Genomic DNA, 26,615 nt, shown 5'->3' on the forward strand with positions numbered 1-26,615 from the left:
CACCCTGATAGGCGACAGCCCCGCCGGAACCGTCCGGCGGGGCTGTGGGGGAAGCGGGGTTGACCCGGCGGTATCGGCCGGGCGGGTGGCTCAGATGTGGGCCGCGCCCGCTCCGGCGCCGGCGTTCGCCCCGCGCTTGGTGAAGCAGGCCACGATCGCGGCGAGGACCGCGACGACGCCCGCCACGGTGAAGGCGGTGCTCATGCCGGACACGAAGGTGTCGTGGGCGACCGAGGCGATGGCCCGGGCGACCGGCTCGGGGGCGCCGGGCGGCACCGGGGCGATGCCGACCTGGACCCCCTTCCCCGCGAGGTCGAGCTGCTCCGGGGTGAGCGGGGGCAGCTGCGCCCGCGTCCAGTTGTCCCCGAACGTGTCACTGACCTTGGCCGCCATGACCGCTCCCAGGACCGCGGTGCCCAGGCTTCCGCCGACCTGCATGGCGGCCTGCTGGAGCCCGCCGGCCACGCCCGAGAGCTCCAGCGGGGCGTTGCCGACGATGACCTCGGTGGCGCCGACCATGACGGGCGCGAGGCCGAGGCCGAGGAGGGCGAACCAGAGCGACATGGTGAGGGTGGCGGTGTCCGGGGTGAGCCGGGCCATCCCGAAGCAGGCGACGGCGGTGGCGACCATGCCCGCGACGAGCGGGACGCGCGGGCCGACCTTGGTGATGGCGGCGCCTGCCAGCGGCGAGCCGATGATCATCATGCCGGTGAGCGGCAGCAGGTGCAGACCGCTGTCGACGGGGCGCATGCCGTGCACGTTCTGCAGGTAGAAGGTGACGAAGAAGAGCCCTCCCATGAAGGCGAAGGCCATCAGGACCATCAGCACGGTGCCCGCGGACAGCGGCAGCGAGCGGAACATCCCGAGCGGGATCAGCGGCTCGGGGACCTTGGACTCCCAGACGGCGAAGAGCACGAAGCACAGGGCCGACCCGCCGAGGAACAGCAGGGTCCGGGTGTCGCCCCAGCCCCACTCGGCGGCCTTGATCAGGGCCCAGATCAGGGAGAACATCGCCACCGACAGCAGCACGATGCCGACGAGGTCGAAGGAGCGCGGGGCGTTCTCGGCCCGGTGGTCGAGCAGGATGACCAGGCCGAAGAGCAGGGCCACGACGCCGACGGGCACGTTGATGAAGAAGACGGACTGCCAGCTGACGTGCTCGACGAGCAGGCCCCCGACGATGGGCCCGGCGGCCGTCGAGGCGCCGATGACCATGCCCCAGATGCCGATGGCCATGTTGAGCTTCTCGGCGGGGAAGGTGGCGCGCAGCAGGCCGAGGGCCGCGGGCATCAGCAGGGCGCCGAAGACCCCCTGGGCGACGCGGAAGCCGATGACCAGGCCGACGCCGGTGGAGAGGCCGATCGCGGCCGAGGAGAGCGCGAAGCCGGCGATGCCGATGAGGAAGGTCTGGCGGTGTCCGAAGCGGTCGCCGAGCTTGCCGGCGGTGATCAGCGAGACCGCGAGGGCCAGCAGGTAGCCGTTGGTGATCCACTGCACCTCGGCGAGGGTGGCGCCGAGGTCCTTCTGGATGGCCGGGTTGGCGACGGCGACGATCGTGCCGTCGAGCGTGACCATCATGACCCCGATCGCCACGGCGAACAGGGTGAGCCACGGGTGGCCGCGCCATCCGGTGCGGCCGGGCGCGGGGTCGGATTCCTTGGCGAGGGTGATCTGACTCGTCATGCGGACAGGCTAGTGACAGCGACTGACACTTCACAGACGGCTCAACGAGACAGTCGCTGTCAGGTCGGTCACAGGTACCCTGACCGCTCACTCAGCGTCAGAAAGGACCCCTCGGTGATGACCGACCTGCGGCCGGCACCGGACGCCCCGGCGACCGGTCTGCGCGAACGCAAGAAGCGGCGCACCCGGGACGCACTGCTGCGCGCCGCCCTGCTCCTGTTCGTCTCCCAGGGCTACGACCGGACCACGGTGGACGAGATCACCGACGCCGTGGAGGTCTCCCAGCGCACGTTCTTCCGCTACTTCGCGAACAAGGAGGAGGTCGCCTTCGCCGTCCAGGACCTGGTCGAGTCGCACTTCGTCGCCGCCCTGCGGGCCCGGCCGGCCTCCGAGGGCCCCGTGGAGGCCATGCGCGGCGCGGTGCTCGCCGCCTGGGACACGGTCGAGGAGGCCATCTCCGAGGTGGTGCCCGTGGACCTCTACATGCGGGGATACCAGCTGATCGAGTCCACTCCGGCCCTGCTCGCCGTGCACCTGCGGCGCTCCACCGAGCTGGAGGAGGAGATCGCCCGGCTGATCGCCGACCGCGAGGGGCTGGACCTCGACGCCGACCCGCGACCCCGGGTGGCGGTGGCCGCCTTCTGCGGCGTGATGCGCGTCACCGGGCGGCTGTGGGGGCAGGGCGAGGACACCAGCGTGGCGGCGATCCGGCGGATGACCGAGGCCTATCTGGATCAGATTCGTCCGGCCCTGGCGGCCCACTGGCAGCGGCCTCCGGCGGCGTCCGGGACCGCCCCCGCCGGCTCCGCCACCGGGGTCTGAGGCACCGCCGCGCCGGGGGTCCGGACGGCAACTCACCGTAACCGGACGGGCGGTGCGTCCCACGGTCGGCCGTGAGACCTGTCACCCGGGGCACCGTCGGCTCCAGCCGTCTCCTACGCTGGCTCCAGTGAACCTGCCCGGCCGCCATGCCCCTCCCGCCGTCGAAGCCGACGACACCGCCGACGCCCTCGCGCGTCCGGCCGCTCTGCGCATGATGCTCGCGCTCGGCGTCGTCTTCCTCATGCTGGCGACCACCGGCTGGACCGCGGTGCACCCGCCCGAGGCGGGCACCGCGCCGCGGGCGGCCGCGCTGGCCGCATGGTCCGCGGCGCGGATCGACGGCCGGTCCGTACCGGCCGCCGACGCCCCCGTGCGGACGGTGGCCCGATTCTTCGCCGACCTCGACGCCGCCCAGCGCGCCCGCCTCGCCGACGGCTTCCCGCTCGTGGTCGGGAACCTCAACGGGGTCCCGGCCGAGACCCGCTACCGGGCCAACCACAACTCCCTGGTGCAGGCCGCACGGGTCGAGGAGGCCCGCGGCCGGGACGTGGCCCTGACCCCGGCCGACCGTTCGACCGCCGTGCGCCGGGCCCACCGGTTCGAATCGCTGGCCGAACCCGGCCGGCAGATCTTCGTCTTCGACCCCACCGGGGCCGGCCTCGCCGCCGAGGTCTTCGGTGACCTGCGGGCCGCGCGCCGGGTCTCGGTGATCGTCCCCGGCGTCGACACCGACGCGGTCACCTTCGAGCGCTCCACGCGCCGTCTCACCGCCCCCGTCGGCATGGCCCAGTCCCTCTACGAGGCCGAGCGCGCGGCCCGGCCCGACGAGCAGAACGCCGTCATCGCCTGGGCGGGCTACACCGCGCCCACCGGGCTCGGCGTGGACGCCGCGACCGGCCGGCTCGCCGTCCAGGGCGCCACGCGGCTGGAGGCGCTGACGGCTGCCCTGCCCGGGAGCGCCAGCGTGGCCCTGTTCTGCCACAGCTACGGATCGGTGGTGTGCGGGGTGGCCGCGCACCGGCTGCCGGACCGGGTGACCGACCTCGTGGTGGCGGGAAGCCCCGGCATGCGCGCCGAGAACGCCGCCGATCTGCACACCTCCGCGCGGGTCTGGGCGATGCGCGACGAGGGCGACTGGATCGCCGACGTACCGCACCTGGAGGTCGGCGGTCTGGGCCACGGGGCGGACCCGGTCTCCCCGGACTTCGGCGCCCGGCTGCTGTCCTCGGCCGGGGCCAGGAGCCACACGGGCTATTTCGAGCCAGGTACGTCCTCTCTGGACAATTTTGCCAAGATCGGAACCGGCACCTTCGCTTCCGTCGCATGTGCGAGCGGCTCCGACGACTGCCGACGAGGAATTTCCGGCCCGGAAGGGTCCTGAGGACCCCCTCCTCGCCCGGCAGGCGTAGCGAACGGAAAAAACGTCCCTGCCGACCGGGGGGACGCACGGGGGCGCCTCCCTTTACGATGTGCCGCATGGGTGACGTACTGGCCGGAAATCATGCCGTCTGGGAGTTCGACTCGGACTCGGTGCTCATCCGCTTCGCACGGGGGATGCGAACTCCACGGCTCTGGAACGCGCTGGGTGAGCGCAGGATCCCCCTGGAAGCGTTGTCCGGGGTGAGCGTCGAGGTGTCCGCAGGGGGCCGGCGCGACGCGGTGGTGCTGCGCGCCCTACCGCGTCCGGGAGCCGATCCGCTGATGGAGGCTGCCGCCGGGCAGCTCAAGGAGGTCTGCGACCCGTACCGGCTCACGCTCCCCGCGGACCGGGCGGCCGATGCCGAGGCCTTCGCCGAGGCCCTGCGCGGCCGGCTCGGGCCGGGGGCCGACGAGCCCGCCGACCGTTTCCTGGTCGAGGTCCCGCAGCCGCCCCTCCAGCTGAAGGCGTACGACGCCCGGGTGGGCTTCGACGGCTCGGCGGTCACCTTCCACTGGTCGCGCACCGGCGCCTCCAGCACCAAGTGGCGCTCGGGCGACCAGCGCTTCGCCCTGACCTCCCTGTCCGGCGTCGAGTGGGTCTCCCCGGAACGCCCCGGCGCCGGGTACCTGCGCCTGCTGCCCCGCGAAGGCGCCCCCGGGGTCGGGGACCCCCGCGCCGACCACGACCTGGCCGCCGCCGTGTTCGGGGTCGGGTACGGGGCCGTGCACGAATCGCTGCCCTTCGCCGCGGCCGTCCTCGCGGCCCTGCGCGCCCGCACCCCCGTGGCCTCCCTGCCGCGCGCCCGCTCCGGCGAGGACGGCCGCCTCCAGCACCTGGGCGAGCTCTACGGGGCGGGCCTGCTGACGGACTCCGAGTACGCCGCCCTGCGCGACCGCCTCGCCGCGGACGCGTAGCCCGCGAGCGGCGGCCGGCGACGGGCCGCGCCCCGGTCCTACTCCTCGCGCGCCGCCGAGCTGAAGGTCATGTCCGGGTAGCGGTCCCCCGCGACCCGGCCGGCGATCGGCTCCAGCAGGGCGAGCTCCTGCGCGGTCAGCGTGATCCGGGTCGCCGCGGTGTTCTCCGCGACCCGCTCCGGCTTGCGGGTGCCCGGGATCGGGACCACCGTCAGGCCGTGCACCGCCGCCCGCTGCTGCACCCAGGCCAGCGCGATCTGCGCCGGGGAGGCCCCGTGCGCGGCCGCGATCTCGCGGACCGGGTCCAGCAGCGCCGCGTTGGCCTTCGCGTTGTCCCCGGTGAAGCGGGGCTGGTACCGACGGAAGTCCGCGGCCGAAAGGTCCGCCGCGGCGTCCGTGAAGGCACCTGTCAGGAAGCCCCGTCCGAGCGGGGAGTACGGCACGAAGGCCACGCCCAGTTCCGCCGCCGCGCCCACCGCGCTGCGCTCCACGTCCCGGCTGAACAGGGACCACTCCGACTGCAGCGCCACGATCGGGTGCACCGCGTACGCCTCCCGCAGCTCGGCCCCCGTGACCTCGCTGAGCCCGAGGTGGCGCACCTTCCCCTCCCGCACCAGCTCGGCCATGGCGCCCACCGACTCGGCGAACGGCACGGCCGGGTCACGGCGGTGCATGTAGTAGAGGTCGATGACATCCACCCCGAGCCGCCGCAGGCTGTCCTCGACGGCCCGGCGGACGTACGCGCGGTCGTTGCGGATGCCCCGGTACGCCGGGTCGTCGGTGCGGCGCTCCAGGGCGAACTTGGTGGCGAGGGTGATCTCGTCCCGGTGGGCGGCCACGAAGGGCGCCAGGAACTCCTCGTTCGCCCCGTACCCGTAGGCGTCCGCCGTGTCGAAGAGGGTGACCCCGGCGGCCAGCGCCGCGTCCAGGGTCGCGCGGGCCGCCGCCTCGTCGGTGTCCCCGTAGAACTCGCTCATGCCCATGCAGCCCAGGCCCTGGACGCCGACGACCGGTCCGCCCTTGCCCAGTTCGGCCCGCTCGATGGTGGTGCGCTCCGTCATGACTGTGCCTTCCCCGTGGCCGTGTACATCGTGTTCGTCTTGTTCATCGCATACATCTCGATCTTGCAGTCCAGTACGCCCAGCGCGTCGGTCAGCTCCGCGAGGCGTGCCCGCACCTCGCGGCGCGTGTGCTCCAGCAGGGCGCGGCGCTCGTCGACCGTGTGCTCGCCCTCCCGGACGAGCTCGGCGTAGCGGACCATGTCCGCCACCGACATGCCGGTCGCGCGCAGCTTGCCCACGAAGGCCAGCCAGCCGAGGTCCTTGTCGGTGAACCGCCGCTGTCCCGAGTGGGAGCGGTCCACGTGCGGCATCAGCCCGATGCGCTCGTACCAGCGCAGCGTGTGCTGGGTCAGCCCGGTCCGGGCCTCGACCTCGCTGATCGTGTACCGCGTCTGCGTCAGGCTCTGGCTCATGGCGTCAACGCTAAAACCCTGGAGTGCACTCCAAGCAAGTAGGCTCGGCGGCATGGAGAGCCTGGATCCCGTCAACACCCTGGACAGCCTGCGGGCCATCGAGACCTGGCCGGTGCCGACCGCCGCGGCCGCCGTGGTCCGCGCCGACGGGAGCCTGGCCGGCTCCCACGGGCCGCTGGACCACCGTTTCCCGCTGGCCTCGGTCACCAAGCCGCTCGCCGCGTACGCCGCCCTCGTCGCGTACGAGGAAGGGGCCGTCGAACTGGACGAACCGGCGGGCCCCGAGGGCTCGACGGTCCGTCACCTGCTCGCGCACACCAGCGGACTGGCCTTCGACGAGCACCGCGCGATGGCCCCGCCCGGGGAGCGGCGGCTGTACTCGAACGCCGGTTTCGAGGTGCTCGGCGACCATCTGGCCAAGGCCACCGGGATCCCCTTCGCGGAGTACCTGCACCAGGCCGTCTTCGAGCCGCTGGGCATGACCTCGACCACCCTGGAGGGCTCGCCCGCCAAGGACGGCGTCTCCACCGTGTCCGACCTGGCGCGCTTCGCCGCCGAGCTCCAGGCGCCCCGCCTGCTGGACGTCCGCACGGTCGCCGAGGCCACCTCCGTGGTGCACCCGGGCCTCAAGGGCGTCCTGCCGGGCTTCGGGCACCAGTCCCCCAACGACTGGGGCCTCGGCCTGGAGATCCGCGACGGCAAGTCCCCGCACTGGACGGGCACCACCTCCTCCCCGCGCACCTTCGGCCACTTCGGCCAGTCCGGCACCTTCCTGTGGGTGGACCCGGATGCCCGCGCGGCCTGCGTGGCCCTGACCGACCGGGCCTTCGGCCCCTGGGCCGTCCAGGCGTGGACCCCCTTCACCGACGCGGTCCTCGCGGAGCTGCGCCCGGCCCGCCGGGTCCGCTAGGCCGGGAGCTCCCAGATCAGCAGCTCCCCCGGGGACCCGGCGGTGATCTCCAGGCCCTTCTCGCCGCTGATCCGCGCCGAGTCCCCGGGACCCAGCTCCGCCCCGTCGAGGCGCAGGTCCCCGCGCACCACGTGCAGGTAGACCCGTTCAGCCTCCGGTACGGGGACCCGCTCGCCCGCGCCCGGCCGCCGCACGTGCAGCACCGCTCCGGCCGCCGGGACCTCGTACGGGGTGCCGTCCGCGAGGCCGCGTACGACCTCGTACGCGGGCTCCCCGCCCGCCGTGAGCGGCGCGAGCCACATCTGCACGAACCGCAGCGGGGCCGCGCCGTCGTTGCGCTCGACGTGCCGGGCACCCGCGCCGGCGCCCAGCCGCTGGACGTCGCCGGGGCGGACCACGCCGGTGTCGCCGGTGGTGCTGTCGCGGTGGGTGAGTTCGCCCTCCACCACCCAGGTGACGATCTCGGTGTGGCTGTGCGGGTGCTCGTCGAAGCCCGAACCGGGTGCGAGGCGCTCCTCGTTGCAGGCCAGCACCGGGCCGAAGCGGATGTTGTCCGGGTCGTAGAAGGAACCGAAGGAGAAGGCGTGGCGGGTGCTGATCCCGGCGCCCGCGTCCCCTCCCTCGTACCGGTCCGCAGCACGGCGTACATCAATCATGTGGGCCACCGTAGCCCCCCGTCCGGGGGCCCGCCGCGGACCCGCGTCCGCGCCGGGGCGCTGATAAGGCAGTCTTGTCCCGTGCCCCAACCCGAACGTGAGCAGTCCCCCGAGACCCGTCCCGCGCATCCGTCCCACCCCCACAGCGCGACGCTGCGCCGGCTGGAGAAGTCCTCCGGCCGGCTCGCCGCCAACGCCATCGCGCGGATGGACGAGACCCTGCCGTGGTACCGGGCGATGCCGCCGGAGAACCGGTCGTGGATCGGCCTGGTGGCGCAGGCCGGCATCGCCGCTTTCACGGAGTGGTTCCGGCACCCGGAGACCCCGCAGGCCATCTCCACCGACGTCTTCGGGACGGCTCCGCGCGAGCTGACCCGGGCGATCACCCTGCGCCAGACCGTCGAGATGGTCCGTACGACGATCGAGGTCATGGAGGCCGCGATCGACGAGGTCGCGGCCCCGGGCGACGAGTCGATCCTGCGCGAGGCACTGCTGGTGTACGCCCGGGAGATCGCCTTCGCGACCGCCCAGGTGTACGCCCAGGCGGCCGAGGCGCGGGGGGCGTGGGACGCCCGGCTGGAGTCCCTGGTCGTCAACGCCGTGCTGTCGGGCGAGGCCGACGAGGGCGCCCTGTCGCGGGCGGCGGCCCTTGGCTGGAATTCGCCGGAGCACGTGTGCGTGGTGCTGGGCACCGCGCCGGACGGGGACAGCGAGCTGACGGTCGAGGCGATCCGGCGTGCGGCCCGCCACCACAAGCTCCAGGTGCTCACCGGTGTGCTCGGCGACCGGCTCGTGGTGATCGCGGGCGGCAGCGACAACCCGATGCAGGTGGCGAAGTCCCTGATCGGCCCGTTCGCAGCCGGTCCGGTGGTGGCCGGTCCGGTGGTGCCCGACCTGCTGAACGCGACGAAGTCCGCGCAGGCGGCGGCGGCCGGCCTCAAGGCCTGCACGGCCTGGCAGGACGCGCCGCGCCCGGTGCTGGCGGACGATCTGCTGCCGGAGCGCGCGATCGCCTCCGATCCCTCGGCCAGGGAGCAGCTGGTGGAGGAGATCTACAGACCGCTGGAGGAGGCGGGCTCGGCGCTGCTGGAGACGCTGAGCGTCTACCTGGAGCAGGCGAGCAGCCTGGAGGGGGCGGCGCGGATGCTGTTCGTGCACCCCAACACGGTGCGGTACCGGCTCCGACGTGTGACCGACGTCACCGGATGGTCACCCTCCGACGTTCGTTCGGCGTTCACGCTGCGGATCGCCCTGATCCTCGGACGTCTGGCCGACGGAGATCCGCAGTCCTAGACTTTTGTCGGACATCAACAATTAGCCCGACGGTTCTTCGTCCCTGTCCCCACGGGCGGCGGGGGCCGTCCACAAGAGAGAGTGTGAGGGTGCTCGTACTCGTCGCTCCCGGCCAAGGCGCTCAGACGCCCGGCTTCCTGACTCCCTGGCTCGAACTCCCCGGCGCCGCCGAGCGCGTCGCCGGGTGGTCGGACGCCATCGGGCTCGACCTTGCCCACTACGGCACGAACGCCGACGCGGACGAGATCCGCGACACGGCCGTGGCCCAGCCGCTGCTGGTCGCGGCGGGCCTGCTGTCCGCTTCCGCCCTCGGTTCCCCCTCGGCCTTCGGCGCCGTCGCCGGGCACAGCGTCGGTGAGATCACCGCCGCCGCCTACGCCGGCGTGCTGACCGAGGCCGAGGCGCTCTCCTTCGTCCGCACCCGCGGTCTGGGCATGGCCGATGCCGCCGCCGTCACCGAGACCGGCATGGCCGCGGTCCTGGGCGGCGACCAGGACGTGGTCGTCGCGCACCTGGAGAAGCTGGGGCTGACCCCGGCCAACATCAACGGGGCGGGCCAGATCGTGGCCGCCGGCACCATGGAGCAGATCGCCGCCCTGGAGGCCGAGAAGCCCGAGGGCTCCATGAAGGTCGTCGCCCTCAAGGTCGCGGGCGCCTTCCACACGCACCACATGACGCCCGCGGTGGCCGCACTGCAGAAGGCCACCGAGGCCCTCACGCCGGCCGACCCGACGCTGAAGTACGTCTCGAACCGGGACGGCCTCGTCGTCGACAAGGGCGCCGATGTCGTCGCCCGCCTGGTCGGCCAGGTCGCGAACCCGGTCCGCTGGGACCTGTGCATGGAGACGTTCGCCGAGCTGGGCGTCACCGGGATCGTCGAGCTCTCTCCCGGCGGCACTCTGACGGGTCTGGCCAAGCGCGCGCTGAAGGGCGTACCGAGCGTGGCCCTGAAGACCCCGGACGATCTCGACAAGGCCGCCGCGCTCATCGCAGCGCAGGCGGCCTGAGAGAAGGAGCCCACAAGCATGTCGAAGATCAAGCCGGCCAAGGGCTCCCCGTACGCCCGCATCCTCGGTGTGGGCGGCTACCGCCCGACCCGGGTGGTGCCCAACGAGGTCATCCTGGAGACGATCGACTCGTCCGACGAGTGGATCCGCTCCCGCTCCGGCATCGCGACCCGGCACTGGGCCTCGGACCAGGAGACGGTCGCCGCGATGTCCGTGGAGGCTTCCGGCAAGGCGCTCGCCGACGCCGGGATCTCCCCGGAGCAGATCGGTGCGGTGATCGTCTCCACGGTCTCGCACTTCAAGCAGACCCCCGCCGTCGCGACGGAGATCGCGCACCGGATCGGCGCGGGCAAGCCCGCGGCGTTCGACATCTCGGCGGGCTGTGCCGGTTTCGGCTACGGCCTGACGCTCGCCAAGGGCCTGGTGGTCGAGGGGTCGGCGCAGTACGTCCTCGTCATCGGTGTCGAGCGGCTCTCGGACCTGACCGACCTGGAGGACCGCGCGACGGCCTTCCTGTTCGGCGACGGTGCCGGCGCCGTGATCGTCGGCCCTTCGGACGAGCCCGCCATCGGCCCCACGGTCTGGGGTTCGGAGGGCGACAAGTCCGAGACGATCAAGCAGACCGTGCCGTGGGACGAGTACCTCGGCAAGGACGGCGGAGAGAAGTTTCCGGCCATCACACAGGAAGGTCAGGCGGTCTTCCGCTGGGCCGTCTTCGAGATGGCCAAGGTGGCCCAGCAGGCGCTCGACGCGGCCGGGATCACCGCGGAGGACCTGGACGTCTTCATCCCGCACCAGGCGAACATGCGGATCATCGACTCGATGGTGAAGACTCTGAAGCTGCCGGAACACGTCACGGTCGCCCGTGACGTGGAAACCACCGGCAACACGTCGGCCGCCTCGATCCCGCTCGCCATGGAGCGGCTCCTGGCGACCGGAGCGGCGAAGAGCGGCGACACCGCACTCGTCATCGGCTTCGGGGCGGGGCTCGTCTACGCCGCGACGGTCGTTACCCTCCCCTAGGGCCCGGGATTCACTTCCCGCCCTGATCAACCCACTCAGCTACAGAAGGAGCGCCACATGGCCGCCACGCAGGAAGAGATCCTCGAAGGTCTCGCGGAGATCGTCAACGAGATCGCCGGCATCCCGCAGGAGGACGTCCAGCTGGACAAGTCCTTCACCGACGACCTGGACGTCGACTCGCTGTCCATGGTCGAGGTCGTCGTCGCCGCCGAAGAGCGCTTCGAGGTGAAGATCCCGGACGAGGACGTCAAGAACCTCAAGACGGTCGGCGACGCCGCGGACTACATCCTGAAGCACCAGGCCTGAGCCTGACGAGCGTTTGTCGCCACCTGGCGGTGGCGCCGTGACAATTCAGCACCCCCTTAGACGTGGAGAAAGAATTCCTGTGAGCCCGACCAATCGCACCGTGGTCGTCACCGGTATCGGCGCAACCACTCCGCTGGGTGGCGACAGCGCTTCGACCTGGGAAGGTCTGCTCGCCGGCCGGTCCGGCGTTTCGCCCCTGGAGGGCGAGCGCTTCGCCGAACTGCCGGTTAAGATCGCCGCCCGGGCCGCCGTGGACCCGAGCGAGGTACTCCCCCGCCCGCTGGCCCGCAAGCTCGACCGCTCGGCACAGTTCGCCATCATCGCGGCCCGCGAGGCCTGGGCCGACGCGGGTTACACCGCCCCGGCCGGCGAGGACGAGTCCATCGTCCCCGAGCGTCTGGGCACCGTGATCGCCTCCGGCATCGGTGGCGTCACGACCCTGCTCGACCAGTACGACGTGCTGAAGGAAAAGGGTGTGCGCCGGGTCTCCCCGCACACCGTCCCCATGCTCATGCCGAACGGCCCCTCGGCCAACGTCGGCCTTGAGGTCAACGCCCGCGCCGGTGTGCACACGCCGGTCAGCGCGTGCGCGTCGGGCGCCGAGGCCATCGGCTACGCCGTCGAGATGATCCGCACCGGCCGTGCCGACGTGGTCGTCGCCGGCGGTACCGAGGCGGCCATCCACCCGCTGCCGATCGCGGCGTTCGCCAACATGATGGCGATGTCCAAGAACAACGAGAACCCGACGCAGGCCTCCCGCCCGTACGACAAGGGCCGTGACGGCTTCGTCCTCGGCGAGGGCGCGGGCGTCGTGGTGCTGGAGTCCGCCGAGCACGCCGCCGCGCGCGGCGCCCGGGTCTACTGCGAGGTGCTGGGCCAGGGCCTGTCCGCGGACAGCCACCACATCGCGCAGCCGGAGCCGACGGGCCGCGGTGTCGCGGCCGCCGTGCAGAACCTGCTCGACAACACCGGCCTGGACCCGGCCGAGCTGGTCCACCTGAACGCGCACGCCACGTCGACCCCGCAGGGTGACACGGCCGAGCTGAAGGCCCTGCGCAAGGTCCTGGGCGACGACCTCGACCACATCGCGATCTCCGCGACCAAGTCGATGACCGGTCACCTGCTGGGCGGCGCGGGCGGTATCGAGACCGTCGCGACCGTGCTCGCGCTGTACCACCGCATCGCCCCGCCGACGATCAACGTCGAGGACCTCGACGACGACATCGACGCGGACATCGTGCGCGGCGAGCCCCGCAAGCTGCCCGCCGACGGCCCGATCTCCGCGATCAACAACTCCTTCGGCTTCGGCGGCCACAACGTGACGCTGGCGTTCCGCAGCGTCCAGTAGCGACCGGCACCACGAGAAAGGCCCACCCGGACACCGGGTGGGCCTTTCTCGTGGCCGGGGCTCAGACGACCTGGTGGAGCCAGCGGACCGGGGCGCCCTCGCCCGCGTAGCGGAAGGGCTCCAGTTCGTCGTCCCAGGGTTTGCCGAGCAGTTTGGCGATCTCCGCCTCCAGGTCGGTCTCGCCGCGCGCCGACCGGGCGAGCGCGGCCCGCAGCCGGTCCTCGGGGATCAGGATGTCGCCGTGCATACCGGTGACGGCGTGGAAGATGCCGAGCTCCGGGGTGGAGCTGTAGCGCTCGCCCTCGGCGGTCGGACAGGGTTCGGCGGTCACTTCGAAGCGGAGCAGGTGCCAGCCGCGCAGGGCGGAGGCGAGTTTCGAGGCGGTACCCGCCTCGGCCTGCCAGGAGAACTCGGCTCTCCAGGTACCGGGGGAGGCGGGCTGCCTGATCCAGTCGAGGTTCACCCGCACCCCGAGCACGCCCGCAACAGCCCATTCCACGTGCGGGCAGAGCGCGCGCGGTGCGGAATGCACGTACAGAACTCCACGTGTCGTCACCGGGACCTCCAGTGTGGGACGAGGTCGGGAATAAACTCCAGAAAACGGACAGTATGTGACGTGATGTAATGTAACGGAAATTATTTGACATTGCGCTGCGGCACCTGCGGCCGAAACGCCACGGGAAAAAGCTACCGTGCGCCGGGGGTCATGGTGTGACGTACGGTCGCTCCGAGGCCCGTAAACGCGGAGCATTCACTCAGCAGGACGCCCCCGGAGGGACGTGGGGCGACGAGGGAGGGACCAGGCGATGCGCACCACCGCTCCGCGCCGCAGCGTGCGCCGGACCGTCGCGGCGGCGGGCGTGGCGGTGGCCGTCCTGGCCGCGACGGTCACCGGCTGCGACTCCGGGGGCGCGAAGCCGGAGGGCGAGCGCGGCGCGGGGGCGGCGGGGCCGCGCTGGAACACCGCGCCCGCGTCGATCGCGGCCGTCGGGGACTCCATCACCCGCGGGTTCGACGCCTGTTCGGTACTGGCCGACTGCCCGGAGGTCTCCTGGGCCACGGGCGGCGACCCCGCGGTGCAGTCGCTCGCGACCCGGCTGCTCGGTGCGGACGGGGTGCCCGCGCGCAGCTGGAACCTCGCGGTGACCGGAGCGCGGATGGCGGACCTGCCGGGGCAGCTCACCGCGGCCGCGGAGCACAAGCCCGACCTGGTCACGGTGATGGTGGGCTCGAACGACGCCTGCCGGCCCACGGCTTCGTCGATGACCTCGGTGGCGGACTTCCGGGCCGGTTTCGAGCAGGCCCTGAGCGGGCTGCGGGCCGCCTCGCCGGCCTCCCAGGTCTACGTCTCCTCCGTGCCGGACCTCCAGCGGCTGTGGGAGCAGGGCAAGGACAGCCCGATGGTGCGGCAGATCTGGAAACTGGGGATCTGTCAGTCCATGCTCGCCGAACCGCTGTCGGGGGCGGAGAGCGCGACGGCCCGCCGGGAGAAGGTGCGGGCGCGGGTGGTCGAGTACAACGAGGTGCTGCGCGAGGTCTGCGCGAAGGACCGGCTGTGCCGCTACGACGGCGGCGCGGTGTTCCAGTACCCCTTCTCCGCGGAACAGCTCAGCCGCTGGGACTGGTTCCACCCGGGCCGGGACGGACAGGCCCGGCTCGCGGAACTGGCCCACCGCCAGGTGACGGCGGCGCAGCCCCCGCGTTGACGCGGAGGGACCGGGGGCGGGTGTCAGGGCCCGCCCCCGGTCCGGTTCACCGGCCGGATTCATGGTTGTTTTCCGGCCATTTCGACCCTACGGCGTGTCGCGCCGGTCGGCGCCCGACGCGCACCGGCCGGGCGGGTGCGCCGGGCGGCCGTTCACAGGTCGAGCGTGACGGTCAGCCGCGTGTCGGCGTACGAGTGGCTCGCGCGCACCTCGTACGTCCCGCCGATACGCCGCCAGCCGCGCGCGGCCTCGTCCCAGATCTCGAAGGCGCGGGCGGGCAGCGGGATCTCCACCTCGACGCTCTCGCCCGGGGCCGCCCCGACCCCCGCGAAGGCGGCCAGCCAGCAGGCGGGGCGTTCCACGGCGTCGGTGACGGGCGCCAGGTAGATCTGGACCACCTCGCGGCCCGGCCGGCCGCCGGTGTTGGTCAGGCGGACCCGGACCCGGTCGGCGGTGGCCTCCAGGGAGTCGTAGGCCCAGTCGGTGTAGCCGAGGCCGTGCCCGAAGGGGTAGGCGGGCCTCACGCCGTGCTTCTCGTACGCCCGGTAGCCGATGTCGAGTCCCTCGCGGTACTCCAGGCGCCCTCCGGCGGGGAGCACGTCGGTGACGGGTGCGTCGGCGAGGGTGGCGGGCCAGGTGGTGGGCAGGCGCCCGCCCGGCTCGGCGTGCCCGAGGAGGACGTCGGCCACCGCGGCCCCGCCCTCCTGCCCGGGGAACCAGGTCAGCAGGACGGCGGCGACGTCCTCGCGCCACGGGAGTTCCACCGGGGAACCGGCGTTGACGACGACCACGGTGTTCGGATTGGCGGCGGCCACGGCCCGCACGAGGTCGTCCTGACGGCCCGGCAGGACGAGGTCCCGGCGGTCGAACCCCTCGGACTCCACGCGCTCGGTGGTGGCGACGACCACGACGGCGGTGTCGGCGGCCCGGGCGGCCGAGACGGCCTCGGCGATCAGCTCGTCGGCGTCGCGCCGGGGGCCGAGGTGGAGCAGGGAGAACATGACCGCCTTGAGCGGCATCGCGCTCATGCCGGGGACCCGGTAGGTGAGCGAGACCTCGACGGGCTCCCCTTCGGCGAGGGTCAGGCGGGCGCGTTCGCTGGGGGCTCCGAAGAACGCCTCGAAGGGGTCGGCCTCGTCGCCGAGCTCCTGGACCCCCTCCCACAGGACCCGTCCGCCGACGGCGAGGCCGAAGGCGCCCAGCCCCCGGGTGCCGAAGGCGTGTTCGCCGCTCTCGCGCGGCACGAAGGTGCCGGTGACCTCGATGCTCGCCATCGTCTCGTACGAGGCGCCGCCGGGCAGGTCGTCGCCGATCCACTGGACCTGGCCGCTGGGCAGGCCGCCCTCGCCGAGGATCGTCCCGGAGGCGTCGCGGCAGACGGCGCGCAGCGTGAAGCCCTGGTCGGCGGGGACGAGTTCCTCGCTCGGGTCGGCGCCGACGGTGCAGGTCAGGGCTCCGTCGGGGAGCGCGTCCGTGAGCCCGTCGAGCGGGGAGAGCACCCGCTCCGGGAAGACGGTGGCGGACCCGCCGCCGAGGACGCGGGCGTCGCGGGCGGCGGCGCCGCTGAGGGCGACGGTGCGGCCCGTGCCCGCGTCGAGCGGCAGGGCGCCGGCTTCGTTGCGCACGAGGACGAACCCGCGCACGGCCAGCTCACGGGCCAGGGCCTGCCCGTCGAGGGGGGCCGGCGGCTCGGCGACCACGGCGGGGGCGCCCTCCAGGAGGCCGACGCGGGCGGCGAGGCGCAGCACGTTGCGCACGGCCGCGTCGACTTCGGACTCGGGGACCTCCCCGGCCCGGACGGCGGCGGCGAGGGCGGGGCCGTAGACGGTCTGCGGGCCGGGCATGGCCACGTCCATGCCGCCGAGGATGTCCCCGGTGGTGGACCGGGCGGCCATCCAGTCCGAGACGTTGCAGCCGTCGAAGCCCCACTGGGCGCGCAGGACCTCGTTCACCAGGTACCGGTGCTCGGTCATGGTGGTGCCGTTGACCCGGTTGTAGGCGGTCATGATGCCCCAGGGGTGGGCGTTGGTGACGATCGCCTCGAAGGGCGCCAGGTACAGCTCGTGCAACACGCGCGGGGCGATGACGCAGTCGACGGTGAAGCGTTCCGTCTCTGCGTCGTTTCCGACGAAGTGCTTGACGGTGGTGCCGACGCCGCCGTCCTGGACGCCATTGACGTAGCCGCTGCCGATGGCGCCGGTCAGACAGGGGTCCTCGGAGTAGCACTCGAAGTGGCGTCCGCCGAGCGGGGAGCGGTGCAGGTTGACGGTGGGGGCCAGGAGGACGTGGACGCCCTTGCGGCGGGCCTCCTGGGCGAGGAGCCGGCCGGCCCGGCGGGCGAGGGCGGGGTCCCAGGCGGCGGCCAGCGCGGTCGGGGAGGGCAGGGCGACGGACGGGTCGTCCGCGGTCCAGCGCACGCCCCGCACGCCGACGGGCCCGTCGGACATGACCAGGGAGCGGAGCCCGATCTCGGGGACGGCCGGCAGGGACCACATGTCCTGGCCGGCCAGGAGGCGGGTCTTGATGTCGAGATCCAGCTTGCCCAGCGCCGTTTCCACGGCGTCTTCGCGGATGCGGTCGCGGGCCTGATCGGCATCGGTCACGGCCGTGCCTCCTCGTGAGTGCGGTGTGGTGCCCCCCATCGTGGACCTCCTCCCTGTAGACTGGTAGGGGTTGTAATCTTTTCGTGATATCTCTATGTCGTACGGTCCTTCTTGCGGGTACGAACGGAAGGGGTGCCGGGCGATGGCCAGGGCGAAGAGCGAGGAGCGGCGCGGCGAGATCGTCCGCGCGGCGGTCGAGGTGATCGCGGAGCGCGGCTACCGGGGGGCCTCCCTCGGCTCCGTCGCCGAACGCGTGGGCCTCACCCAGCAGGGGCTGCTGCACTACTTCCCCACCAAGGAGGCCCTGCTCGTGGCCGTCCTGGAGGAGCGCGACCGCTGGGACACGGGCGGCGGCTCGCGCGCCGCCGCGGACACCTGGCGCCTGGACCTGCTGGCCTCGCTGGTGGAGTACAACGCCATGCGGCCCGGCATCGTGCAGACCTTCTCGGCGCTGCTCGGCGAGAGCGTCACCGACGGCCACCCAGCCCGGGAGTTCTTCACCGAGCGCTACGCGCAGGTGCGCGGGGAGATGACCGCCGTGCTGCGCGCCGAGTTCGGCGAGCGCCTCCCCTCGGGCCTCACGCCGGAACAGGCCGCTCCGCTGCTGACGGCGGTGATGGACGGCCTCCAGTACCAGTGGCTGCTCGCCCCGGAATCGGTCGACATGCCCGGCGCGTTCCGCTCCTTCCTCACCCTCCTGCGCGGCCCCGCCGTCTAGGCCGCACGGCCCGCCGGGCATCCTGTCCCCCGACACCGGCCGGGGGAACTGGGGGACATGCCGTGGGGTTGGAGAAGCGGGAGCGGGAGCAGGAGCAGCGGGAGCAGGCGCAGCCGGAACCCGAGCGGGAGCAGCGGCGGGAGGGCGCCGAGGACGAGCCGCCGGAGAAGAAGGTGGCCTGGTCGGAGCTGTTCTTCGACCTGGTGCTGGTGTTCGCGGTGACCCAGGTCTCCGCGCTGCTCCACCACGACCACGGCTGGGCCGGCACCGGCCGGGCCCTGATCGTCTTCGTGCCCGTCTACTGGGTGTGGGTCGGCAACACCGTCCACGCCAACACCCACGACGCGGACCGGCCGCTGAACCGGCTCGGCCTGTTCGCCGCCGGCCTGTGCGGCCTGATGATGGCCCTGGCCCTGCCCGGCGCCTTCGGGGACCGCGGGGCGCTCTTCGCCGGCGCCTACTTCTGCGCCCGCGTGGTCCTCGCCGCCATGGCGCACGGCCGCTCCCGACGGCTGACACCGACCCCGGCGACCCTGTCGGTGCTGATCAGCGGGCCGCTGCTGCTGGCCGGGGCCTTCCTCGACGGCGGGACCCGGACCTGGCTGTGGGCGCTGGCCGCAGCGGTGGACCTGGCCGCGCCCCGGCTGACCCGCCGGGCCATGGTCCGGCTGGCCTTCGAGTCGGGGCACCTCGCCGAACGGTTCGGGCTGTTCGTGATGATCGCCCTGGGCGAGTCGATCGTGGCCGTCGGGGCGCCGGTGGCCACCTCCCCCGAGCTGGGCGCGGGTTCCCTGACCGCCGTCGCGGTGGCCTTCACCCTGGTCTGCGGACTGTGGTGGGTGTACTTCCACCTGGCCGCGAGCGCCGTCCGCCACGGCCTGGAGACCGCCGCCGTACGGGCGGACGTGGCCCGGCAGGTCCTCTCGTACGGGCACCTCTCGCTGATCGCCTCGGTCATCGCGGTGGCCGTCGGCATGGCCGAGGCGGTGGCCCGTCCCGGCGAACGGCTCCCGCCCGGCGTCGCCACCCTGCTGTACGGGGGCTGCGCGCTCTTCCTGGCCACCTTCGGGTACACCCGCTGGCACCTGTTCCGCTCCTGGTCGGTGACCCGGCTGGGGGCCGCCGCGGCCGTCCTGGCCGTGCTCCCGGTGGCGGCCCTGCTGCCCTCGCTGGGGGCACTGGCGCTGCTGTCCCTCCTGGTGACGGCCCTCAACCTGACGGAACTGGCCCTCGTACGCGCGAACGGCAACCTCCCCGGCGGCCCGGCCCCCTCCCGGAGCAGGCCCGACCGGCCGGCATCCTGAAGCACGTGAAGATCGCCGCCGCGCAGTTCTGCTGCGTCCCCGCCGATGTCCCCGCCAACGCCGCCGTGGCCGCCGAGCTGGCCGTGGCGGCCCGCGACGAGGGTGCCGGGCTGGTGGTCTTCCCGGAGTTCACGCTCACCGGGTACGAGCTGGAGGCGCTGGCCGGGGACCCGGGCCTGTGGCTGGACGGCCCCGACGACCCCCGCCTGGACGCGCTGCGGTCGGCGCGGATCGCGACCGCCGTCAACGTCTCCCTGAGCACCGGGGGGCCGCGGCCCGCCATCGCGACCCTGGTGTACGACGCGGACGGCGCGCACGTGACAACGTACGCCAAACAGCACCTTTACCGTCACGAGCAGGCCGTCTTCGTCGCGGGCACGGCAGACGGGCGCTTCGAGCTCGGCGGGATCCGCTTCTCCCTCGGGATCTGCTTCGACAACCACTTCCCCGAACTGACCGGCCGCGCGGCCGCCGACGGCTGCCGGGTGCACCTGGCGAGCTCCCTGTACGGCACGGGCGACGGGATCGCCGAGCGGGCCACCGTCTATCCGGGGATCGCGCGGGAGACCGGCCTGTACACGGTCCTCGCCAACCACGTCGGCCGGGCGGGCCCCTGGACGGGCTGCGGCCGCTCGGCGGTGTGGGCCCCCGGCGGGGAACTGCTCGCCGAGGCCGGCGCCGACGCCCGGGGCGTGGTGACGGTCGAGGTCACGCCCGGCTGATCCCGGATCGGGCGGAGTTCGGGAGGAGGTGCTTGGTGCCCCACTCCCCCAGCGACTCCAGGGCGGTGCCCAGCTCCTGGCCGAGGGGGGTCAGGGAGTACTCCACGCGCGGCGGGACCTCGTCGTAGACCTCGCGGTGGACGATGCCGTCCTCCTCCAGTTCGCGCAGCTGCGCGGTGAGCACCTTCTCCGACACACCCGGGACCAGCCGGCGCAGCTCCCCGAAGCGGCGGCGCGGGGAACGCTCCAACTCCCACAGGACGGAGACCTTCCACTTCCCGTCGATCACGGACATCGCCGCCGCGATCCCGCAGTGGTCCGCCCCGGGCCTTCGCGCCACCGCCACCCCACACCCCTCCCGCCTGCTCGCTCACCTCGGGGTAACCACCCACCCCGAAGTGCGTACTTGAGCGCTACGGCGCCCGCCACCAGGCTAAACGGCATGACCGACACACATGTGACGAAGCGTCCGCTCACCCTCCTCGGACTCGGCGACATGGGCACCGCCCTGGCCCGCGCCTGGCTCACCGCCGGGCACCCCGTGACCGTCTGGAACCGCACTGCCGCCAAGGCCGGGGCCCTGGCCCCGCACGGCGCCCGGGTCGCCGCGGACCCCGCCGCGGCCGTCGCGGCGAACGGTCTCGTCGTGCTCTGCCTGCTGGACGACGCGAGCATCGCGGCGGTGCTGGGCGGGGTCGACCTGACCGGCAAGGACCTGGTCAACCTCACCACCGGCACCCCCGCCGAGGGCCGGGCCAGGGCCCGCTGGGCCGAGGAGCGCGGCGCCCGCTTCGTGGACGCCGGGATCATGGGCACCCCGACGATGATCGACACCCCCGGATCCGGCGCCTACGTCTTCTACAGCGGCTCCCGCGCCCTCTTCGAAGCCCACCGGGAGGTCCTGGAGGCCCCGGCCGCCGCCCGTTTCGTCGGTGAGGATCCCGGCCACGCGGCCCTGCACGACGTGGCGCTGCTCAGCGCGATGACGGGACTCTTCGCGGGGATCTCGCACGCCTACGCCCTGATCGAGGGCGAGGACATCGCGCCGGGGGACCTGTCCCCGCTGCTGTCCGAGTGGCTGGGCTCGATGGGCTTCTTCGTCGGGAACGCCGCCGAGCGGCTGACCTCGCGGGACTTCACCACCGGGGTGGTGTCCAACCTGGCCATGCAGGTCGCGGCGAGCGGCACCCTCCTGCGCACCGCCGCGGACCAGGGGGTCAGCACCGAGCTGATCTCCCCGTACCTGGACCTGATGCGGGAGCGGCTGGAGGCCGACCCGACCCGGCACGGCGCGGAGGACACCGTCGGGGCGATCACCCTGCTGCGGCGCGGCGCCGCGTAGCCCCGGCCGGGGCGGTCCTACGGGTACGAGTGCGGAGGCGGCCCGAAACCGGGGGGCGGGGCCTGGGGGTACGCCTGGGGCTGCGGGTATGCCTGCGCCTGCGGGTAACCCTGAGGCTGCGGGTATGCCTGCGCCTGCGGGTAACCCTGAGGCTGCGGGTATGCCTGCGCCTGCGGGTAACCCTGAGGCTGCGGGTATGCCTGCGCCTGCGGGTAGCCCTGTGCCTGTCCCGGAGCCGGGTTCCAGGCGGGGGCGGGAGCCTGCGCGGAGTGGGGCGGCTCGCCGTCCCGCTCACCGTCCCGGTCCGCGTCCTCGCCGGTCAGCTCGCGCGCCATCAGGGTCGCGCCCGCCACGGCACCCGGCATCAGGAAGACCGCGACCAGCGGGATCAGGAACACCAGCACCAGCGGCACCCCGAAGCCGAGCGCCAGCGCACGCCGTCCGCGCAGCAGGGCCAGCTGCTCGTCGAGGTCGACGCGGCGCCGCTGGAGGGCGACGGAGGTGAGCTCCTGGGTGAGGAAGAACCCGGAGACGAGGAAGCCGATCACCGGGACGACGGTCTGGCCGACGACCGGGACGAGGCCGAGGGCGAACAGCAGGATCCCGTAGAGCAGCACCCGCGCCAGCAGCCGCAGGCTGTCCCGGGCGGAGATCCACAGGTCTTCCCAGAACGAGCGCCCCGACTCGGGGACCTCGCCGCCCTCGGTGCGGTCGACCTGCTCCGAGAGGGACTCGTAGAAGGGCTGGCCGACGAGCAGGGTCACGGCGGTGAAGGTGATCACCGTGAGGAACAGCCCGAGGGAGACGACCAGCGCGGTCAGGAAGCCGCGGAAGAGCCCGAGCCAGGGCGAGGACCAGTCCGAGGCGAAGGGCGTGGCCCAGGTGGTGAAGTCGTCGGCGCCGTAGAAGAGCCCGGTCAGGGCCGCGGCGTAGAGCAGCAGCGAGACCAGGCCCGGCAACAGGCCGAAGCCCAGCCATCGGCCGTTCCGGAACACCCATCTCTGTCCGGCCAGCAAGTACCGGAATCCCCCCGCAAGATCACGCATGGGGGCAGTTTAAACGGCGGAGGCCGCACCCCCCCCGGGGGGGGGCCACCCCTCCCGGTCCGTCAGGACGCGGACGCGGCGTGCGGTCAGGCGACGTTCAGCTCGACCGAGATGTTGCCGCGGGTCGCCTTGGAGTACGGGCAGATCTGGTGGGCCTTCTCGACCAGGTCCTTGGCGGTGGCGGCGTCGACGGTCGGGATCGAGGCCGTGATCTTGACGATGATGCCGAAGCCCTCGTCGTTCTTGCCGATGCCGACCTCGGCGGTCACGGTGGAGCCGGCGACGTCGACGTTCTCGTTGCGGGCCGCGACGCTGAGGGCGCCCTGGAAGCAGGCGCTGTAGCCGGCGGCGAACAGCTGCTCCGGGTTGGTGCCGGCGCCGCTGCCGCCGAGCTCCTTCGGCGGGTTCACGACGACGTCGAGCTGCCCGTCGTTGGTGGCGACGCGGCCGTCACGGCCGTTCTCGGCGGTGGCGACAGCGGTGTACGCGACGTCGGACTGCGTGATGGACATGAAGTGGATCCTCCAGATGAATCGCCGCGATGCGCGCCCACGATCGCGACGGTGTGGAGTGAGCCTAACCGGTGAAAGAAACGATCATCTTTCCGGTGTTCTCTCCGCGCAGCATTCCGAGGAAGGCGTCGGCCGCGTTCTCGACGCCCTCGACGACCGTCTCGTCGTAGCGCAGCTCGCCGGAGGCCAGCCATCCGGCCACGTCCTTGACGAACTGCTCCTGGAGCCCGTAGTGGTCGCCGACCAGGATGCCCTGGAGGCGCAGGCGCTTGCCGATCACCATCATGAGGTTGCGCGGGCCGGGGGCGGGCTCGGTGTCGTTGTAGCCCGCGATGGCCCCGCACAGGGTGGCGCGGCCGTGCACGTTCAGGGCGGAGATGGCGGCTTCCAGGTGGTCCCCGCCGACGTTGTCGAAGTAGACGTCGATGCCCTCGGGCGCGGCGGCCCGCAGCTGCTCGGCGACGGGGCCGCTCTTGTAGTTGAAGGCGGCGTCGAAGCCGTACTTCTGCGTGAGCAGCGTCACCTTCTCGTCCGAGCCGGCGGAGCCGATCACCCGGGAGGCGCCCTTGATCTTCGCGAACTGGCCGACGAGGCTGCCGACGGCACCCGCCGCGCCCGAGACGAAGACGGCGTCGCCCTCCTTGAAGGAGTCCACCTCGAAGAGGCCGGCGTAGGCGGTCAGGCCCGGCATGCCGAGGACGCCGAGGTAGGCGGAGAGCGGGGCGAGGGAGGCGTCGACCTTGACGGCGTGCTTCGCGTCGAGGTCGGCGTACTCGCGCCAGCCCAGGCCGTGCAGGACGTGGTCGCCCACCGCGAAGCCCTCGGCGGCGGAGGCGACGACCTCGCCGACCGCGCCGCCCTCCATCGGCTCGTCGAGCCGGAAGGGCGGGATGTAGGACTTGGTGTCGTTCATCCGGCCGCGCATGTACGGGTCCACGGACATGTGGAGGTTGCGGACCAGGATCCGGCCGGGGGCGGGCTCGGCGGAGACGGGCGCCTCGCGCAGGGCGAAGTCCTCGGCGACCGGCCACCCCTGCGGACGGCGGACGAGGTGCCACTCGCGGCTGACGGCGGGGATCTGAGACATGCGGAACTCCTGGGGGGAAGCCGTGCTGGACGAAGGAATACTTCAGAACGTGAAACAACCATGCTCCTGGATATTTCATGTTGTCAAGTAAATGGGTACGCTGGATCCATGCCCAGTCGTCGCGCAGACCCAGTGACCGTCGAGGTCGTCGAGCTCATCGGCGACGTCGTGGCCCGCTACCACACGGAATACGAGGACGCGGCCGCCAGCCACCAGCTCACCGGCGCCCAGGCCAGGGTGCTCACGCTGCTGTCCCTGGAGCCGCTCCCCATGCGCCGCATCGCACAGAAGCTGCGCTGCGAGCCCTCGAACGTGACCGGCATCGTCGACCGGCTGGAGACCCGCGGACTGGTCGAACGCCGCCCGGACCCGGCCGACCGCCGGGTGAAGCTGGCCGCTCCCACCGATGAGGGGCTCCAGACCGCGGAGCGGCTGCGCGAGTCCCTGGACTTCGCGCGCGAACCGCTCGCCGGGCTCTCCGCCGAGGAGCGCACGGCCCTGCGGGACCTGCTCAGGCGGATGCTGGCGTAGGAGGCCCTGCCGTCAAAGCGGCGCCGGGCCCGCGGCCCGCGTCAGGAGCAGCCGAAGAACCAGAACACGCAGCTCTTGGTCGGCTTCGGCGTGGGCGTCGGCGCGGGGGGCGGCGCGGACGGCTTCCGGGTCTTCCCGGGCTTCGCCGTGCCGGTGGGACCGGGTCCGGGCCGGCCCGACGTCGACGGCCGTACGGACACCCCGTCGCCGGGAGCACCCTGCGACGGCCCCGCCGTCCCGGAGGCGGAGGCGCTCGCTCCCGCCGACGGCTGCGCGGACCCGCTCGGCCCACCCCCGGCCCCGGCCGGCTTCGCCGCCCCCGCGGCGGCCTTCGCCGAAGGCAGGGCCGACGGCGCGGCGGGCCCGCCCCCCAGGCTGGGCAGCGGATCCGGATCCTTCGGGCCGACGTCCGTCAGCACCACCTCGGCGGCCCGGTCGACGCCCTCGTCGCCCGTCACGATCCGGGCCACCGCCATGGAGCCCCCGGTCGCCAGCAGCAGCCCGAGGCCGACCGTCAGCACGGTCCGGCGGCGTCTGCGCTGGGTGACGGCCTTGCGGCGGGTGCCCGCGCGCCCCTCGTGCGGCGTCGAGAGCACCACGAGGGAGTCGGCGAACACCTCCGCCAGGGCGGGCTGCGGGGCCGGCGGCACCGCGGGGCCGGGCGACGGGGCGACCGTCAGGTACTCGGCCGGAGTTCCGCACCCGGCGCAGGCGAGCGCGCCATTGAGGTGTCTGTGACAGGCGGGGCAGTAGTTCATGGCGCCCGCAGGCTATGCCGCTCTCGGCAACAACTGCATTCCGGGAACGTAAGGATCCTGTGTGGAATCGTTGCCTCCATGACCGCGACCCCGGGTTCCTTCGGTCCCGCCGCCTTCCAGCTGGTGCTGCTGCGGCGAATGGCGGACTTCCAGCCGGACCTGGCCGAGGAGGCCCGGCTGCGCCTCGGCGCCACGCTCGCCGAACAGCGGGAGGCCAACCGGCGCTGGCAGGCGATGGTCCGGTCGCCGCGCTCCCGCGGGGCCCTGGCCCGCTACCGGTCGGTGCTGGGACCGCCGGAGTCCGCCGAGCGGCGCCGGATCGGGGACCTGGAGTGCGAGGCGCTGCTGTGGCCGGTGCCGCTCTGGCCGCGGCTGCGCTTCGAGGTGCTGGCCGCGCCGGACGGGGCGGTGTGGAACGAGTGGCTGGTCCGGGCCCCGGGCGCACCGGGGCCCCTCCTCACGGCGGCCGAGGACCTGCGGCCCTGGTCGGCGACGGTGGACGAGGTGGCGCGGGCCTTCCCCCCGGCCCGGCCGATGGAGGGCACCGCGCCGACCCGCTGGCGCCTGGCGTTCACCGCGTCCGGGCGGGCGCTGGTCGCGGAGTTCACGTACGGCCTGCTCCAGCGGGTACAGCCCGGGGACGCGGCACGGCCCGAAGGGCCGGCGGCCTGACCGGACCCGGCCTGCCGCAGGGCCACAGGACCACGGACCGCAGGACCTAGGAAGCGAGGAAGGCCCGGACGCCGGCCGAGGTGGCCCCGTCGCCGAGCAGGTCGTTGTGCTTCAGGCAGCCGACCGGCGTGTTGAGCGCCCCGGTGAGCGGGACGCTGTCGTCCGGGTTGACCACCTCGTCGCACGCCGACCAGAACGTCGCGTACTTCACCGCGCCCGGGGTCTCGTCCCCCAAGGCCAGGTTCTTCACCACGTACGACCCGGGGGTCATGTCCCGGCACGCCTGGTCCCACAGGGCGCACGCCCAGGCGGTGGAGGTGCCGTGGTTGGGGCCGGCGAGGGAGACCCAGTGGTCCACGGCCGCGGTTCCGCCCCCGAACTTGACGTACCAGCGGCTGACGAGCGACCCGAAGGAGTGGCCGACGAGGTCCACCCGGGCGGCGCCGGTCTGCCGGCGGACCTGGTCGACGTAGGCGGCGAGCCGTCCGGAGAGCACCTCGTTGACCGACCGGTGGGTGTCGTAACCCCAGGAGAAGAGCTCCGAGTCCGCGTACCCGTCGGCGCGCAGGTCCTCGCGCAGGGCGCCCCAGACGCCGGGGTCGGCGTTGTAGCCGTGGACGAAGACCACCGGAACGCGCGGCGCGGCCCGGACGGCCGGGGCGTCCTGCGCGTGGGCCGGAACGGGGGCGAGGAGGGCGAGACACAGGGCCGGAAGGGCCGAGATCGCCTGGCGGGTCGTCAGCATCGGGTCCCCTTTA

General features: G+C 73.0%; 27 protein-coding genes and 1 pseudogene. 16 read left to right on the forward strand and 12 right to left on the reverse strand.

Going from position 1 to position 26,615, the window contains the following annotated elements:
- Positions 1-90 precede the first annotated feature (90 nt).
- Positions 91-1,683, reverse strand: a complete 1,593-nt coding sequence (locus tag ACEPPI_RS01785; protein ID WP_373913476.1) for an MFS transporter — start codon at positions 1,681-1,683, stop codon at positions 91-93.
- A 117-nt stretch (positions 1,684-1,800) separates the two neighbouring features.
- Here ACEPPI_RS01785 and ACEPPI_RS01790 point away from each other — a divergent pair, with 117 nt between their 5' ends.
- The 3 genes from ACEPPI_RS01790 (at position 1,801) to ACEPPI_RS01800 (ending at position 4,839) form a co-directional block, all read left to right on the forward strand.
- Complete coding sequence (locus ACEPPI_RS01790) at positions 1,801-2,505, forward strand: TetR/AcrR family transcriptional regulator (protein ID WP_373913477.1); 705 nt, start codon at positions 1,801-1,803, stop codon at positions 2,503-2,505.
- A 211-nt stretch (positions 2,506-2,716) separates the two neighbouring features.
- A complete protein-coding gene (locus ACEPPI_RS01795; RefSeq protein ID WP_373913585.1) occupies positions 2,717-3,886 on the forward strand; it encodes an alpha/beta hydrolase in 1,170 nt (389 codons plus the stop codon).
- 95 nt (positions 3,887-3,981) lie between these two features.
- The gene (locus ACEPPI_RS01800) at positions 3,982-4,839 is read left to right on the forward strand and encodes a DUF4429 domain-containing protein (protein ID WP_373913478.1); all 858 of its coding nucleotides are present in this window, start codon (positions 3,982-3,984) and stop codon (positions 4,837-4,839) included.
- A gap of 38 nt (positions 4,840-4,877) precedes the next feature.
- Here ACEPPI_RS01800 and ACEPPI_RS01805 read toward each other — a convergent pair whose 3' ends face one another.
- On the reverse strand, positions 4,878-5,900 hold the full coding sequence (locus tag ACEPPI_RS01805) for an aldo/keto reductase (RefSeq protein ID WP_373913479.1): 1,023 nt from the start codon (positions 5,898-5,900) through the stop codon (positions 4,878-4,880).
- Positions 5,897-6,313, reverse strand: a complete 417-nt coding sequence (locus ACEPPI_RS01810; RefSeq protein WP_373913480.1) for a MerR family transcriptional regulator — start codon at positions 6,311-6,313, stop codon at positions 5,897-5,899. Before ACEPPI_RS01810 ends, ACEPPI_RS01805 begins: the two co-directional genes overlap by 4 nt.
- Positions 6,314-6,392: 79 nt before the next feature.
- On the opposite strand from ACEPPI_RS01810, the gene ACEPPI_RS01815 reads away from it, so the two are divergent.
- Positions 6,393-7,223: a serine hydrolase domain-containing protein gene (locus ACEPPI_RS01815; protein ID WP_373913586.1), complete on the forward strand. Its 831-nt coding sequence runs from the start codon at positions 6,393-6,395 to the stop codon at positions 7,221-7,223.
- Here ACEPPI_RS01815 and ACEPPI_RS01820 read toward each other — a convergent pair.
- Positions 7,220-7,879, reverse strand: coding sequence for a pirin family protein (locus ACEPPI_RS01820; protein ID WP_373913481.1), 660 nt, complete (start codon positions 7,877-7,879; stop codon positions 7,220-7,222). The two genes, ACEPPI_RS01815 and ACEPPI_RS01820, sit on opposite strands and share 4 nt — an antisense overlap.
- 81 nt (positions 7,880-7,960) lie before the next feature.
- Between ACEPPI_RS01820 and ACEPPI_RS01825 the strand changes: the two genes are divergently transcribed.
- The 5 genes from ACEPPI_RS01825 (at position 7,961) to fabF (ending at position 12,856) form a co-directional block, all read left to right on the forward strand.
- A complete protein-coding gene (locus tag ACEPPI_RS01825; RefSeq protein WP_373913482.1) occupies positions 7,961-9,172 on the forward strand; it encodes a PucR family transcriptional regulator in 1,212 nt (403 codons plus the stop codon).
- Positions 9,173-9,261: 89 nt separating this feature from the next.
- The gene (locus ACEPPI_RS01830) at positions 9,262-10,179 is read left to right on the forward strand and encodes an ACP S-malonyltransferase (protein WP_373913483.1); all 918 of its coding nucleotides are present in this window, start codon (positions 9,262-9,264) and stop codon (positions 10,177-10,179) included.
- 18 nt (positions 10,180-10,197) lie between these two features.
- On the forward strand, positions 10,198-11,202 hold the full coding sequence (locus ACEPPI_RS01835) for a ketoacyl-ACP synthase III (RefSeq protein WP_356210592.1): 1,005 nt from the start codon (positions 10,198-10,200) through the stop codon (positions 11,200-11,202).
- A gap of 57 nt (positions 11,203-11,259) precedes the next feature.
- Positions 11,260-11,508, forward strand: coding sequence for an acyl carrier protein (locus tag ACEPPI_RS01840; RefSeq protein ID WP_150519766.1), 249 nt, complete (start codon positions 11,260-11,262; stop codon positions 11,506-11,508).
- Positions 11,509-11,587: 79 nt separating this feature from the next.
- Positions 11,588-12,856 (forward strand): beta-ketoacyl-ACP synthase II, encoded by a 1,269-nt coding sequence (gene fabF, locus ACEPPI_RS01845; protein ID WP_373913484.1) that lies wholly within the window; start codon positions 11,588-11,590, stop codon positions 12,854-12,856.
- Positions 12,857-12,917: 61 nt separating this feature from the next.
- Here fabF and ACEPPI_RS01850 read toward each other — a convergent pair whose 3' ends face one another.
- Positions 12,918-13,412: a DUF3145 domain-containing protein gene (locus ACEPPI_RS01850; protein ID WP_030160508.1), complete on the reverse strand. Its 495-nt coding sequence runs from the start codon at positions 13,410-13,412 to the stop codon at positions 12,918-12,920.
- Between the two features lie 250 nt (positions 13,413-13,662).
- Between ACEPPI_RS01850 and ACEPPI_RS01855 the strand changes: the two genes are divergently transcribed.
- Positions 13,663-14,562: an SGNH/GDSL hydrolase family protein gene (locus ACEPPI_RS01855; RefSeq protein ID WP_373913485.1), complete on the forward strand. Its 900-nt coding sequence runs from the start codon at positions 13,663-13,665 to the stop codon at positions 14,560-14,562.
- 152 nt (positions 14,563-14,714) lie between these two features.
- Here the strand turns inward: ACEPPI_RS01855 and ACEPPI_RS01860 are convergent, their stop codons facing one another.
- A complete protein-coding gene (locus ACEPPI_RS01860) occupies positions 14,715-17,204 on the reverse strand; it encodes a beta-glucosidase (protein ID WP_373913486.1) in 2,490 nt (829 codons plus the stop codon).
- 103 nt (positions 17,205-17,307) lie between these two features.
- Here ACEPPI_RS01860 and ACEPPI_RS01865 point away from each other — a divergent pair, with 103 nt between their 5' ends.
- From ACEPPI_RS01865 to ACEPPI_RS01875, 3 genes are all read left to right on the forward strand, one after another.
- Complete coding sequence (locus ACEPPI_RS01865) at positions 17,308-17,883, forward strand: TetR/AcrR family transcriptional regulator (protein ID WP_356210603.1); 576 nt, start codon at positions 17,308-17,310, stop codon at positions 17,881-17,883.
- Positions 17,884-17,945: 62 nt separating this feature from the next.
- Entirely contained in the window at positions 17,946-19,187 is a 1,242-nt protein-coding gene (locus tag ACEPPI_RS01870; protein ID WP_373913487.1) for a low temperature requirement protein A, read from the forward strand.
- A gap of 5 nt (positions 19,188-19,192) precedes the next feature.
- Positions 19,193-19,909 (forward strand): carbon-nitrogen hydrolase family protein, encoded by a 717-nt coding sequence (locus tag ACEPPI_RS01875; protein ID WP_373913488.1) that lies wholly within the window; start codon positions 19,193-19,195, stop codon positions 19,907-19,909.
- Here ACEPPI_RS01875 and ACEPPI_RS01880 read toward each other — a convergent pair.
- The gene (locus tag ACEPPI_RS01880) at positions 19,896-20,255 is read right to left on the reverse strand and encodes a winged helix-turn-helix transcriptional regulator (protein ID WP_373913489.1); all 360 of its coding nucleotides are present in this window, start codon (positions 20,253-20,255) and stop codon (positions 19,896-19,898) included. The genes ACEPPI_RS01875 and ACEPPI_RS01880 overlap by 14 nt on opposite strands.
- 96 nt (positions 20,256-20,351) lie before the next feature.
- Here ACEPPI_RS01880 and ACEPPI_RS01885 point away from each other — a divergent pair, with 96 nt between their 5' ends.
- On the forward strand, positions 20,352-21,251 hold the full coding sequence (locus ACEPPI_RS01885) for an NAD(P)-dependent oxidoreductase (RefSeq protein ID WP_373913490.1): 900 nt from the start codon (positions 20,352-20,354) through the stop codon (positions 21,249-21,251).
- A gap of 239 nt (positions 21,252-21,490) precedes the next feature.
- On the opposite strand, the pseudogene ACEPPI_RS01890 reads toward ACEPPI_RS01885, so the two are convergent.
- The 3 genes and pseudogenes from ACEPPI_RS01890 to ACEPPI_RS01900 all read right to left on the reverse strand — a co-directional run.
- Positions 21,491-22,297, reverse strand: a pseudogene (locus tag ACEPPI_RS01890) (EI24 domain-containing protein); the annotation flags it as partial.
- A gap of 86 nt (positions 22,298-22,383) precedes the next feature.
- Complete coding sequence (locus ACEPPI_RS01895) at positions 22,384-22,809, reverse strand: organic hydroperoxide resistance protein (protein ID WP_356210619.1); 426 nt, start codon at positions 22,807-22,809, stop codon at positions 22,384-22,386.
- A gap of 64 nt (positions 22,810-22,873) precedes the next feature.
- Positions 22,874-23,896, reverse strand: coding sequence for an NADP-dependent oxidoreductase (locus tag ACEPPI_RS01900; protein ID WP_373913491.1), 1,023 nt, complete (start codon positions 23,894-23,896; stop codon positions 22,874-22,876).
- Positions 23,897-24,004: 108 nt separating this feature from the next.
- Here ACEPPI_RS01900 and ACEPPI_RS01905 point away from each other — a divergent pair, with 108 nt between their 5' ends.
- Positions 24,005-24,427 carry a MarR family transcriptional regulator gene (locus ACEPPI_RS01905; protein WP_356210624.1) on the forward strand — a complete coding sequence of 141 codons (423 nt, stop codon included), beginning with the start codon at positions 24,005-24,007 and terminating at the stop codon, positions 24,425-24,427.
- Between the two features lie 41 nt (positions 24,428-24,468).
- Here ACEPPI_RS01905 and ACEPPI_RS01910 read toward each other — a convergent pair whose 3' ends face one another.
- On the reverse strand, positions 24,469-25,185 hold the full coding sequence (locus ACEPPI_RS01910) for a hypothetical protein (RefSeq protein ID WP_373913492.1): 717 nt from the start codon (positions 25,183-25,185) through the stop codon (positions 24,469-24,471).
- Between the two features lie 78 nt (positions 25,186-25,263).
- Here ACEPPI_RS01910 and ACEPPI_RS01915 point away from each other — a divergent pair, with 78 nt between their 5' ends.
- On the forward strand, positions 25,264-25,857 hold the full coding sequence (locus ACEPPI_RS01915) for a hypothetical protein (RefSeq protein ID WP_373913493.1): 594 nt from the start codon (positions 25,264-25,266) through the stop codon (positions 25,855-25,857).
- Positions 25,858-25,903: 46 nt separating this feature from the next.
- On the opposite strand, the gene ACEPPI_RS01920 is transcribed toward ACEPPI_RS01915, so the two are convergent.
- Positions 25,904-26,602: an esterase/lipase family protein gene (locus ACEPPI_RS01920; RefSeq protein WP_373913494.1), complete on the reverse strand. Its 699-nt coding sequence runs from the start codon at positions 26,600-26,602 to the stop codon at positions 25,904-25,906.
- Positions 26,603-26,615: the final 13 nt, after the last annotated feature.

Source organism: Streptomyces sp. AB3(2024) (assembly GCF_041862025.1).
Lineage (GTDB): Bacteria > Actinomycetota > Actinomycetes > Streptomycetales > Streptomycetaceae > Streptomyces.

Coding starts and splice junctions, on each gene's coding strand:
- ACEPPI_RS01835 (WP_356210592.1), top strand. CDS start 10,198: ATGTCGAAGATCAAGCCGGCCAAGGGCTCCCCGTACGCCCGCATCCTC.
- ACEPPI_RS01905 (WP_356210624.1), top strand. CDS start 24,005: ATGCCCAGTCGTCGCGCAGACCCAGTGACCGTCGAGGTCGTCGAGCTC.
- ACEPPI_RS01910 (WP_373913492.1), bottom strand. CDS start 25,185: ATGAACTACTGCCCCGCCTGTCACAGACACCTCAATGGCGCGCTCGCC.
- ACEPPI_RS01900 (WP_373913491.1), bottom strand. CDS start 23,896: ATGTCTCAGATCCCCGCCGTCAGCCGCGAGTGGCACCTCGTCCGCCGT.
- ACEPPI_RS01855 (WP_373913485.1), top strand. CDS start 13,663: ATGCGCACCACCGCTCCGCGCCGCAGCGTGCGCCGGACCGTCGCGGCG.
- ACEPPI_RS01790 (WP_373913477.1), top strand. CDS start 1,801: ATGACCGACCTGCGGCCGGCACCGGACGCCCCGGCGACCGGTCTGCGC.
- ACEPPI_RS01805 (WP_373913479.1), bottom strand. CDS start 5,900: ATGACGGAGCGCACCACCATCGAGCGGGCCGAACTGGGCAAGGGCGGA.
- ACEPPI_RS01920 (WP_373913494.1), bottom strand. CDS start 26,602: ATGCTGACGACCCGCCAGGCGATCTCGGCCCTTCCGGCCCTGTGTCTC.
- ACEPPI_RS01860 (WP_373913486.1), bottom strand. CDS start 17,204: ATGGGGGGCACCACACCGCACTCACGAGGAGGCACGGCCGTGACCGAT.
- ACEPPI_RS01800 (WP_373913478.1), top strand. CDS start 3,982: ATGGGTGACGTACTGGCCGGAAATCATGCCGTCTGGGAGTTCGACTCG.
- ACEPPI_RS01795 (WP_373913585.1), top strand. CDS start 2,717: ATGATGCTCGCGCTCGGCGTCGTCTTCCTCATGCTGGCGACCACCGGC.
- ACEPPI_RS01810 (WP_373913480.1), bottom strand. CDS start 6,313: ATGAGCCAGAGCCTGACGCAGACGCGGTACACGATCAGCGAGGTCGAG.
- ACEPPI_RS01895 (WP_356210619.1), bottom strand. CDS start 22,809: ATGTCCATCACGCAGTCCGACGTCGCGTACACCGCTGTCGCCACCGCC.
- ACEPPI_RS01865 (WP_356210603.1), top strand. CDS start 17,308: ATGGCCAGGGCGAAGAGCGAGGAGCGGCGCGGCGAGATCGTCCGCGCG.
- ACEPPI_RS01840 (WP_150519766.1), top strand. CDS start 11,260: ATGGCCGCCACGCAGGAAGAGATCCTCGAAGGTCTCGCGGAGATCGTC.
- ACEPPI_RS01915 (WP_373913493.1), top strand. CDS start 25,264: ATGACCGCGACCCCGGGTTCCTTCGGTCCCGCCGCCTTCCAGCTGGTG.
- ACEPPI_RS01820 (WP_373913481.1), bottom strand. CDS start 7,879: ATGATTGATGTACGCCGTGCTGCGGACCGGTACGAGGGAGGGGACGCG.
- ACEPPI_RS01885 (WP_373913490.1), top strand. CDS start 20,352: ATGACCGACACACATGTGACGAAGCGTCCGCTCACCCTCCTCGGACTC.
- ACEPPI_RS01785 (WP_373913476.1), bottom strand. CDS start 1,683: ATGACGAGTCAGATCACCCTCGCCAAGGAATCCGACCCCGCGCCCGGC.